Source organism: Sphingorhabdus sp. (genome assembly GCF_044357595.1).
In the GTDB taxonomy this organism is placed as follows: Bacteria; Pseudomonadota; Alphaproteobacteria; order Sphingomonadales; family Sphingomonadaceae; genus Sphingorhabdus_B.
The window spans coordinates 1-10048 of record NZ_JBIKPH010000090.1; the positions used below are offsets into that span (position 1 = coordinate 1).

The 10048-nt window shown below is 55.2% G+C and carries 5 protein-coding genes; 4 read left to right on the forward strand and 1 reads right to left on the reverse strand.

The window, feature by feature from the left end; genetic code table 11:
* On the forward strand, positions 1-850 hold an 850-nt coding region (locus ACIQ2T_RS09380), incomplete at its 5' end, for an ester cyclase (RefSeq protein ID WP_397590582.1).
* Entirely contained in the window at positions 847-2064 is a 1218-nt protein-coding gene (locus tag ACIQ2T_RS09385) for an MFS transporter (RefSeq protein ID WP_397590583.1), read from the forward strand. The genes ACIQ2T_RS09380 and ACIQ2T_RS09385, both read left to right, overlap by 4 nt.
* 573 nt (positions 2065-2637) lie before the next feature.
* Here ACIQ2T_RS09385 and ACIQ2T_RS09390 read toward each other — a convergent pair.
* On the reverse strand, positions 2638-3912 hold the full coding sequence (locus ACIQ2T_RS09390; protein WP_397590584.1) for a NupC/NupG family nucleoside CNT transporter: 1275 nt from the start codon (positions 3910-3912) through the stop codon (positions 2638-2640).
* Between the two features lie 217 nt (positions 3913-4129).
* Here ACIQ2T_RS09390 and ACIQ2T_RS09395 point away from each other — a divergent pair, with 217 nt between their 5' ends.
* Entirely contained in the window at positions 4130-6325 is a 2196-nt protein-coding gene (locus ACIQ2T_RS09395; RefSeq protein ID WP_397590585.1) for an autotransporter assembly complex family protein, read from the forward strand.
* Positions 6325-10048: translocation/assembly module TamB domain-containing protein (locus tag ACIQ2T_RS09400; RefSeq protein WP_397590586.1), on the forward strand; the 3724-nt coding region annotated here is incomplete at its 3' end. The genes ACIQ2T_RS09395 and ACIQ2T_RS09400, both read left to right, overlap by 1 nt.

Genomic DNA, 10048 nt, shown 5'->3' on the forward strand with positions numbered 1-10048 from the left:
CCATTGCGCCGGCAGGGAAGCAATAGTCGAGCGGTTCTGGCAACCCTTGGTGCATGCATTCCCCGATCTCGAACGACGCACCGACATATTGATGAGCGGTCAATTCAAAGATGGTGATTGGTTTGCCACAACCGGGTATCTGATGGGGCACTTCGAAAATGACCTTTACGGTATCAAGGCTAGTAGGCGACCTCATTTCCTGCGTTATGGTTGGTTTGACAAGGTTGCAGGCGATCATGTTGTTGAAAGCTATGTGCTGCTCGATCTGACGCGGCTAATGATTGAGACCAATCAATGGCCGCTGCGTCCGCAACTGGGTGAAAGCTGGTCTCCAGCACCGGCAACACAAGATGGCTTGGCACTCAAAGCCACCGATCCAAAAGAGTCGGGCAAAAGCTTAAAATTGGTCGAGGATATGATCGCGGGACTAATGTCCTATGACCAAAAATCGCTTTCCAGCATGGGAATGAAGCGTTTTTGGACGCCTCAATTCCAGTGGTATGGCCCCGGCGGTATAGGCAGTGCGCGCGGTCACGCCGACTATGAGCGTGCACATCAGGGGCCATTCCTCAAAGCCTTTCCTGACCGAATCGGCGGCAATCATAAATGCCGGATAGGTGACGGCACTTATGTGGCTTCAACCGGATGGCCAAGCCTCAATGCGACCCATTTCGGCGATGACTGGATCGGGATCCCGGCAACCGGAAAACGCATTACGCAACGGATCATGGATTTCTGGCGGCGTGAGGATGATATGCTCGTCGAAAATTGGGTTTTCATCGATATGGTAGACTTGATCGGCCAGTTCGGCATTGATTTACTGCCAAACCACAAGAGGGAAATCACATGATCCGCGCACAGCAATTCACGCAAGGACGACGATTTGGTGCGCTCGCATTTTTGCTGGTCGCGTATTTCTTCTATGCTTGGTCGTGGAACACGGTCGATATCCTTCGACCTTATATCAAGGAAAGCCTTGGCCTTACGGATTTCCAAGCGGGGTCGGCTTACACCCTGCAGTCCATAGGGGCGATCATTGGTGCCGTTGTTATGGGACAAGTCGCTGACAAGATTGGTCGGCGCAATGCGTTGGTGATCACAATGACCGGTTACGGCCTAGCCCTCCTCGGCGCGCTGGTGATAACGGATTATACAGGATTGATGATCCAGCGGATCGGGCTTGGGTTCTTCATGGGGGCAATGTTTCCAATCGCCGTGGGCATTTATTCTGGACTGTTTGCGCGCGATGTCCGCGGCGTGATCGCTGGTATTGTTTTGGGAACCTATAATCTTGCCGTGGCCGCTTTGGGCTTTATGTCTGCCGCCGCATTTAAGGCTGGATACGACTGGAAGATATTGCTCTGGGCTGGCGGCGTACCCGTCGCTATAGCGGTGTTTGCCTTTCTGTTGATCCCCGATGACCGCCGATTCATTCCGATGGATGGAGCCAGCGACGATGAAGCGATGGCAAAATCGAAATTACCAATCACCGAATTGTTCAAACCCAGCGTAGCCAAACAAACGATCTTGTTGGCTACAATGACGGGACTGAATTTTTTTGCGTATCAGGCATTTACTGGCTGGGCGACAACTTATCTCAAAGAAGACCGCGCCATTCCAGATACGATCGTTGGGGATGTGCTGGGCTGGCAGTTTATTGGGGCAGCCATTGGTGGCCTCGTCTGGGGCTTCATTAGCGACCGTTTCGGTCGTCGCAACGCTGCATGGGGATTTGTTGCTGCAGCGTTAATCATCCCTGTTTATTTGTTCGTACCGATGCCTATTGGTCTGCTTGAATTAACAGGCTTTACCTATGGCGTGATGTTGTCGTGTAGCGCGATCTGGGGGCCATGGCTGTCAGAGCTATACCCGCCGCATTTGCGATCAACTGCCGCATCGATTTTCAACTGGGGCCGTGTAATCAGCATGACCGCCCCGCTAATTACTGCCCCACTGGCAGAGGCGTTCGGTCGCGCACCTGTAATGAGCCTAGCTTCGATTAGCTTTCTCGCTGCGGCAGTTATTTGGTTGCGCATGCCTGAAACGGTGGCGCGGCGGAGTTAGTCTAATAATCAAAGGGATTTTGGGGACGAGAGGCTCTCCAAAAGCACATAAGCCGCTGCGCCAGGTTCTTCGTCTGCTTTTGTGCGTGCAGCAAGCGCGCGGGCATAACCGAAACTGGGCGCAAAGCTGCCGTCATCAAAACTGGATAGACAGATGCTGTTGGTTTTGATTGACGGACATCCACCTGTCGGCACCTCATACGTCGCCTTTGGTGAGGATGAACGCGTCCTTTGTGGTGGTGTTAACTGTCATTGAAACAGCTCTAGGATTTATGGCTGGGGGCCTTATTGGGGGCTTTCCTGACATTATAAAATTTATTACTTATATAATTCAATATTTTATTTCCTAAACGCGAGTCCTCTTCCGGCACCACTTTTCTGTTCGAATATGTTCATCCTTGGCCTTTGTCCGTCGTCAGATAATTTGAGACTTTTTGCAGCTTAGAACATGGGAGTGTTTTGGGTTTATCTTCGTTCCTTACAGTCACTGCGATAAACCCAAAACACTCTCCTAATTTATGCGGCTAAGCTGTCTATTGAATGCTGACGGGTAACAGCTAGCGTCCGAACATGTTTAGACCAACGTCACAAGGCCAATGACTGCCCCAGTCATCGCGGACGCCATGTTCCCCGCAACCCAGCTCTTCATACCAAGCGCTGAGACCTCTGCGCGTCGCCCTGGTGCCAAGGTAGAAATAGTGGACACCAGAAGGCCGACACTGGCCAGATTTGCGACGCCGCAGAGCGCATAAGTGATAATCAACTGGCTGCGTGCATCAAAGGTAGCTGCAGGCAATGCTGCCAAATCAAGATAGGCGACATATTCGTTGAGAATCGTTTTCGTACCCATCAATGCCCCCGCAGCCGGAGCTTGATCCCACGGAATGCCAATGCTCCACATCAGCGGGGCAAATAGCCAACCGAAACCGCGTTTCAGCGTCAGCGGCGTGCCGTCCACATAAGGCAAACAGGATAGCATCTGATCGGTCAGATTGACGAGTGCAAACACGACGATGATGATGCCAATGACGGCCAGCACCAAACTAACGCCCTCCATCGTGCCCTTAATAATGGCATCCATGCTGCTTTCATATTTTAAATCAGCTTGGACATTGTCGGCAGTCACGCTTCCGTCGCCGGGGACCATCAGTCGGGCAATCAAAATCGCGGCAGGCAGCGAAATGAGGGAGGCCACAATCATATGGCCTACCGCGTTGGGAACGGTCTTTGACAGCGTGGATGCGTACAGGACGAGAATAGCGCCGGAGATCGTGGCCATGATAAGCACCATGATCATAAACATCTCAGATCGGCTCATCCGTTCAAACCATGCCCGCAGGACAAGCGGTGACTCGACAACGCCAAGAAACATCGTGGTTCCCGCGCCAAGGCCGACAACACCGCTAACGCCCATTGTTTTTTGTAAGGCCCAAGAAAGGCCTTTGACGGCCGCGCGCAACACGCCCCAATGCCACAACAAAGCCGAGATTGCAGAAAAGACGATGATAAGCGGCAAAATCTGAAAAGCGACGATGACCGGCGGTTCAACGCCGGGCTTAAGCAGAAACGGAATCGGCGCACCGCCGGTATAGCCGAACATATAGCTTGATCCGACCAAGGTGGCCTTTTCGATCGATGATACTGCCGTATTTACGTAGCCAACCAATGTCCAAATAAAGGGTACCCGGGTCACCGCAAGCGCAATGGCAATCTGTAAAAACAAGGCGCCGAATAACCACCGCCATGAAGGGCGCGCAGCTCTATTTTCCGATAATCCCCACGCTAGCAAAAGCACAAAGGTGATGCCGATCAATCCTTGACCCTGCTGCAGAATAGCCGTCACATCCATAAGAATTTTCCAAATTGCGTTTAACGGCGCCTGTCACGCCAAAGCACCCGTATCCAACATTCGAGATTACGCCATAGCTAAAACCTACCTGAGGTGGGCCTAAATTTTTCCGCTTTGCGTTCTTGTTTGCATAACGCACCGATGGCGGTATCGGCTATTCCCCAGTCTAGGCGGAACCTTTTTGTGTGACGTGAGGTTGGGGCGGGGGGATGTCTGTTTGATCCGATCAATTGCCTTTTTATATCTGGGTTGCGCAGCGGCGCCCCTGCTTGCCCAAAATCCGGACGTCCAAATACCCGCGCCTTTAACTGCGCCCCAAACGCCGATTATAACGGACACTGAGTTCAAGGAAGCCATCCCTTCGCTCGACGACGCCCCGTTGGAAAGCATAGAAGCATGGGATGCGGCGCAGGAAAGCCGTGAAGAGGGTGGATCGGCGCAGCAACAGGCCGCCCAGACCGCAGCAGACCCTGCGATCAAGGCGGTTCAAGATGGCGATGTGGTTGAACTGCTCCCCGATCCGCCCGTTACAGACCCACTTTTGGATGACCCGCTGCCGCCTATCGACGGTTTTGATGCAGAGCCACCCCCTGAACCGACGCAAGCGGCCGAACGCGAAGCGCGGGCCACGCGCTATGTCGTGCGCGTTGATGGTTTGGATGCAATTAAAACAGTGGACGTCACAAAGGATCCAGATTCCGAAGCAGTTGAGGCGGCGGCATGGCGTGATGTTCGTGCCCGGTTCAACAGTTTGTCAGCGTTAAAAGATGGTGGGGGCCGCGCTGACAGTCGCGCTGAGGTGGCTCAACGCGCCCGCGCTGACCGCCAATTATTATTGGATATTCTGAACGGTCAGGGCTTTTTTGATGCCGAGGTGCGGTTGAAGTCCGAAGTGTCCGCGACCGATGCGGGGGCGATTAACGTGGTCCTGACGGTAGTGTCGGGACGCCTTTATCATCTCGGGCAGATTGCCTTTACTGCGCCTGCAGTGCAGCCCACAGACCTTATCAGCGGTAGCTTTGCGCCCAGAATGGGCGATGCCATTGTTGCAGATGTCATTATGGCTGCGGAGGCAAATATCTCGGTTAAGCTGCCACAGAGCGGCTATCCGTTTGCTGCCATTGGCCAGCGCGACATTTTGTTAGACGGCGAAATCGGCGTTGGCGACTATACCTTGCCTGTGGACACTGGTGCACGAAGCTATTTCGGACAACTGCGCACTGAGGGAACACCTGTATTTGATGCAGGACATGTTTCCATATTGCGGCGATTTAAAACGGGCGACCTATATGATAGCCGCAAGGTGGATGATCTGCGCGCTGCATTGATTACAACGGGATTGCTGTCCACTGTCTCGGTTGAAGCTGTGCCTGGGGAAGGTCTTGCGCCTGATGGGACCCCTTATGCCGATTTACTCGTCCGTCAGGAGGCGGCTCCACCGCGCACCTTAGCGGCAAGCGCTGGTTACGGCACGGGGCAGGGTCTTCGCGCGGAAGGTAGTTGGACCCATCGCAACCTCTTCCCACCAGAAGGCTCGCTCAAGGTTACAGGGCTGCTTGGCACGCAGGAGCAAGCTGCAAGCGTTGCCTTTGCCCGCGCGAATGCGGGACGGCGTGACCGGAATATGGAGATTGCGCTCTCTGCATTACACAGCAAATATGAGGCATTCGAGGCATATACTGGCCGGCTTGCAGGAACGATGGCCTTTGTTTCGACACCGATTTGGCAGAAGAAACTTACATGGTCGCTTGGCGCCGAAATATTGGCCACTTCCGAAAATGCGTTTGAATTGGGGCGTGGTACGCGCGACCGGCGCCTTTATTACATCGCCGCTTTGCCCGGACAATTGGGCCTTGACCGGTCGAATGACTTGCTTGATCCCGTCAGGGGCTATCGGGTCAATGTGCGCGTATCGCCTGAAGCTTCTTTGGGAACGGGCAAGCGAGCTTATGTCCGCGTCATTCTCGACGGTTCTTATTATTACCCGGTGAATGACAATATCGTGGTCGCTACGCGTGCCCGTATTGCAACGATTTCGGGTATTTCGCGCGATAACCTTGCACCGTCGCGTCGGTTTTATGGCGGTGGAGGCGGTTCAGTGCGTGGCTTCGGCTATCAGCAACTTGGTCCTAAAGACCCGAGCAACGACCCCATTGGCGGACGCAGTTTGAACGAATTTGCCCTTGAAGGACGCTATCGCTTTGGCAATTTTGGTGTTGCTGGCTTTGTAGACGCGGGGCAGGCGTATGGCTCGAGCATACCCAAATTTAACGACTGGCGCGTGGGCGTTGGCGTTGGCGGCCGTTTTTATACCAGTTTTGGCCCGGTTCGGCTCGACCTTGCAACGCCATTGAACCGTCGATCGGGTGAGTCCCGTTTCAACGTTTATGTGTCGATTGGGCAGGCATTTTGATGGTTTGGCGGCGCTTCGCTATCGGGATTGCGGCTTTCGCGGCGCTTTCAGTGGCGATATTGGCCGGCAGTTATGTATGGCTTGATAGCCAATCGGGTCGTCACTTTGTGGGACGGCAAATTACGGCGTTTGAATTTGAAAACGGTCTCAACATTCGCATCGGGAAAATCGAAGGGTCGATCTATAGCGACGCGGTTTTATCTGACGTTCGCTTTCGTGATCCAAAGGGAGAATTCGCGCGCGCTCCCGAAATCCGGCTCGACTGGAACCCGCTTTCGTACCTACGGCGCGGCATTGCTATCCATGCGCTGACCGCAAAAGAGTTAAATGTGTCGCGGATGCCTGCGTTCCGGGCCGTGCCCGACCGGGGTGCCCCGCTTTTACCCGATCTCGACATCAACATTGAACGGATACAAGTCGACCGCATCGTCTTTGCCAAAGCTGTAACCGGTGCGGCACACGTGGCCTCTTTGTCGGGTAAACTGCGCATCGCTGACCGGCGCGCAATTATCGATGCCAGAGCCGGAAGTGACCGAGGCGACCGTATCCTGTTGAAGCTCGATGCCGTTCCGGAAGACAATCGCTTCGATGTCGACCTGAGGCTTGATGCCCCGGCAAAAGGCATGGTCACTGGCCTGATGGGTCGCGAAGTACCCATGAAGGCCAATTTAAGCGGCCGAGGTAGCTGGCGCAAATGGGATGGCAAGCTGACGGCGCAAATGGCATCCGAAAACATCGCGGATATTGCGCTTACGGCACGCAATGGGACGTTTGCGGTCAAGGGCACCGCTGCTCCAGCCAGAATAATGGCGGATAGCTTGCCCATGCGCGCGTTATCGCCCATCGCGACTTTGGACATGGCGGCGACTTTTGCGGACCGGGTGGCGCAACTCAAGGGAACAGTCCGCTCCGCCGCCGTTGAGATCGATGCCGACGGAATGGTCAATTTGGGCGAAGGCGTTTTCAAAGACCTTAAGTTGGATGTTGGCCTATTGCGCCCAAGCATTATCGGGTCAAACGTCAGCGGGACTGACGTGCGCGGCAATTCCTTACTCAATGGCGCGTTTTCCGGCCCAACTATCGCGTATTCGGTCAGCGCACGGCGGCTTGCCTTCGACGCCACAAGTTTTGAAAATGTGACCATCACAGGGGAAACGGAAGGCAAGGCCGATCGCTTTGTGATACCCGTCAATGCCAAGGCACGGCGGGTAACTGGCATCAACCAGATTGCGGGCGGGTTGCTCAATAATGTCCGGCTGAACGGTGATCTGGCGGTCGCCGATGGACGGCTTCTCTCCGACAATTTGAAAATCCGTTCTGACCGGATTACCGTGACGGCCCTCCTTGTAGGGGACATCAACAAGGGGTTCTACACCACTGCGCTCAACGGGAAGGTCGATGGATTTCAGGTCAGTTCGGTTGGTCTGTTCAATGTTGTCGCCGATGTCGATCTCGAAACCACACGTGGCGGCGACTATGCCCTTGTCGGCACTGTGAAGGCGCAATCAACGCGTTTGTTTAGCGCAGGATTCCAGAATTTTTTAGGCGGGCAAATGTTCGTGAATGCGGGCATCCGTTATGGCACCAATGGGATATTGCAGATTACCCGCGCTAATTTGGTGTCGCCCCTGTTCCGTTTGAACAGCGGCAGCGGGACCTATGTGACCGAGGGCGGACGCGTCGTGTTCGGCGGCCGTGGCTTCTCAAGCCAATATGGCCCAGTGCTTGTGGGCATGACTGGCACGTTTGCCAGTCCGGTTTACCGGATCACGGCCACCAACCCCGGCTTTGGTGTTGGCATGGCCGACGTCGTTGGCGTCGTAACGTTAAGCCGTCGTGGTTATGCAATCGCGATAACGGGGACGACCGACTACGGGCCCATTAGTGGCGATGTGGATGTGCTGGCGAGGAACGGCCCATTGACCATTGACATCATGCGCGGCAATTTTTCGGGTATCGGCGTGACTGGACGAATTCAGCAGACCGCTTCGGGCCCGTTTGTGGGCACATTAAATGGCATCGGTTCAGGCTTTGACGGAACCATCGCATTGTCGGCACAAGGAAAGTTCCAACGCTCCGTTATCGATGCCGTTGCCCTGAATGCGGTGCTTTCAGGCGCGCAAAAACTCGCCATTGGGCGGGGCATAATGACCGCGGACATCATCCTGTACGACCGCCCACAAATTATTGCGGATGTGCAGGTTGAAAATGCGATGGTGGATGACATTTCGCTCGCCGCCGCGCGCGTGAAGGTGAACTATCGTGCGGGCTCCGGCACTGCGCAAATTTTGGCTGAAGGTCGAAGCAAAGTGCCTTTCCGCATAGCAGGCAATGCCGACTTTACACCGCAACTTTGGCGCGTTGCCGCAAGGGGCCGTGCCAATGGCATTGATTTCGCAACTGACGGACCAATACGGATCATCCCGCGCCGGAGCAGCTATGACATCCTGCCCAGCACGATGAAGGTCGCAGATGGAGCATTGCGACTGGCTGGCAGCTATGGCGACGCAATCACGCTGCAGTCGCGCTTGGACAAAGTCGATATTGCCGTGCTCAACCCCTTCATTCCGGGCCTTGAAATTAACGGCCGCGCAACCGGTAGTCTTGATTGGTCGCAGGCGTCGTCAGCCGCATTCCCAAGCGCCGATGCGCGGCTTGAAATCACGCGCTTTGTCCGGACCAATCTGCGCGCGCGGTCACAGCCTGTGGACATCAGCCTGGTCGCAAGACTGCTACCCAGCGGCGGCAACGCACGCGCCATCATCCGCAGGCGCGGTGTGGCAGTGGGCCGGCTGCAGATGGACCTGACGCCATTGCCGCCCGGGCATGCAAGCTGGCGCGAACGGTTGCTTGCCGCGCCTTTGTCGGGTGGTGTCCGCTACAACGGACCTGCTGATACGCTGTTTTCTTTGGCTGCGTTGGCGGACCAAAGTCTGACCGGCAACATTGGCGTGGCTGCGGATTTTTCAGGCCGTGTGCAGAGCCCCCAGCTTACCGGGGTCGTTCGGGCCAATGACCTGATTTACGAAAACGACGTATATGGCACCCAGCTTACAGAGTTGCGCGTGCGCGGCGTTTTCACCAACGACCAATTGGACGTAACTGAACTTAGTGCAAAAGCTGGGGACGGCACGGTAACGGGCAAAGGTATTGTAAACCTGAGCGCGGACAAGGGTTTTCCGGTGCAGCTTAATCTTGATCTTGACCGGGCGCGGGTCGCCCGCAGCGCTCTGATTTCGTCGACGGCAACGGGGCAAATCAGCGTAACCAACACACCCGAAGGGGCAGCCCTTATCAGCGGTACCCTGCGTCTACCAGAAACGCGGTTCAAGATTATCCGCCAAGGTGCGGCACGGGTCGCGACACTGTCAGGCATTCGCCGCAAAATACCCACCAGCCGTGCGCGCGTATCGGGGGACGCAGATCCGATCAGCAAACTGCCGAGCAATTGGAAGCTCAATATCCGGCTTGAAGCGCCCGACAAATTATATGTCAGCGGCATGGGGCTTGAATCCGAATGGGGCACGAAGTTGCAGGTAACCGGCACAAGTGACGCGCCTTTGATTGCAGGCGATATGGAACTGGTGCGCGGCACACTTGGCTTTGCCGGACGATCCTTTGAACTGGAGAGTGGACGCATTTCGTTTAATGGTGGCCCGGCAAGCAATCCTTCAATCCGCGTAGCAGCAGCCAGCGAGGTCGACGGTACAACCGTGCGCGTCA